This window comes from Streptomyces sparsus, from assembly GCF_054776295.1.
Genome location: NZ_BAAHCA010001043.1, coordinates 1 through 1,564, shown reverse-complemented (window position 1 = coordinate 1,564; position 1,564 = coordinate 1). Strand labels below are relative to the sequence as shown.

Below are 1,564 nucleotides of genomic sequence, written 5' to 3'. Positions count from 1 at the left end.
GGGCCTGGCCCGTACGGGTCCGGCCTGTCCCGGGCCGAGCTGGCGGCGGGGGGACGAGCGGTGGCCGCTCGACCGTCGTGGAGCCGGGCGCGGTGGGGTCGGTCCACGAGGGGCCGACCGGCGACGGACCGGTCGGCGACGGATCGCTCAGCACGGGCTGATCTCCCAGCGGTGCGCGGCCAGGAAGTCGGCCGCGGCGGACTCGACGCGCCGCTGATCGGTCCCGGTGGCACGCAGCACACCGAGGAAGTCGCGGTTGGTGCGGTACACCGGGTGCGTCTCACCGAGGGCCCGCAGCGGCCGGTAGTCGAGTCGGACGCCGCCCGCTTCGGTGGTGCTCGGCGGCCCGGCGGCCGTCAGCCTGCCGGGCCGGTCGGCGAGCACGTACTCCATGACCGCGCGCCCGTCGGTGCGGGCGCCGAGCCGCGTCGGCAGGCGGTGACCCAGGTGGACGGAGAGAACGTGCTCGAACAGCGGGATGCCGAGCAGTTCGGCCAGCATGAGGTCGCACTGGTCGCCGATGGCGCGGTAGTTCACCTCGATGATGCGGGCCCGGTCGCCCTGCACGACGTACTCGGTGTGGCAGGCGCCGAGCCCGACGCCCAGCGTCCGCAACGCGTCCAGGAGTTGACCGGTGTGCGGTTGGGGCAGTGCGGGCAGCAGCCGCATGCGCTCCTCGACGAAGTGCGGCGGCGGGGAGAGTTCGGTACGGAACCCGGCGAGCGGGTGCAGGACGCGTCCGTCCCCCAGGGTCTCCAGGGTGTGCAGCTCACCGTCGAGGAACTCCTCGACGAGCAGCGTCCCGTCGGGGCGGCGGAGGCGGATCTCCCGGCAGCGGGACGTCAGTTCGGCGCGGTCCGCGCAGTGGAAGACGTCCTCACTGGCGACGCCCTCGCGGGGCTTGACGACGCAGGGGAAGGGCACCCCGCGGAGGTCGGCGGGGTCGGCGCCGGGCGGCAACTCGGCGAACGCCACCGGGTCGGCGTGGGCGACGGCCAGACTGCGGCGCAGCTGGGCCTTGTTCTTGGTGCGCAGGGCCGCCCGCCAGTCCTTGCCCGGCAGGCCGAGGAAGTCGGCGGCCAGCGCCGCCTGGGTCTGGAGGTGGTCGCTGTTGGTGAAGACCGCGTCGGTGCCGCCGTCGGCCTGGACCTCGTCGATGACCGCACGGAAGTCGCGCACCTCGCAGTGCCGGACGTCGAGACGCCGGTGGCGGTCCCGGTGGGCGTCCGGCTGGTCGGTCAACACCGTGACGGCCAGGCCGAGTCGCTCCGCGGCGGGCAGGAACCCCTCGGAGACCGAGTCGGTGGGGTTCAGCGCGAGCAGGTGCAGGCGCCTGGGGTGCGCCGAGGCGCCTGCGGGCCCCGGACGGGTGGTGTCCGGGCGGCCCTGGGAAAGATCGTCCATGCTCACGAGGAGACATTAGGTTAGGCAACCCTAAAACTGTCAATTCGGCCTGGTGAAGCGGGGGTTGCCGGCACCGCCGAGGCCCCGGCTCCCACGGGCCGCCGAGGCTCGGCACCGGCCCCGCCGACCCCACGGGCCCGGGCTCCGGCACCGGACCATC

Annotated in this window: 1 protein-coding gene; it reads right to left on the bottom strand. The window is 74.2% G+C overall.

What is annotated here, in order from left to right; genetic code table 11:
* Positions 1-147 precede the first annotated feature (147 nt).
* Positions 148-1,410: an ATP-grasp domain-containing protein gene (locus ACYVE9_RS26130; RefSeq protein WP_461030365.1), complete on the bottom strand. Its 1,263-nt coding sequence runs from the start codon at positions 1,408-1,410 to the stop codon at positions 148-150.
* Positions 1,411-1,564 lie beyond the last annotated feature (154 nt).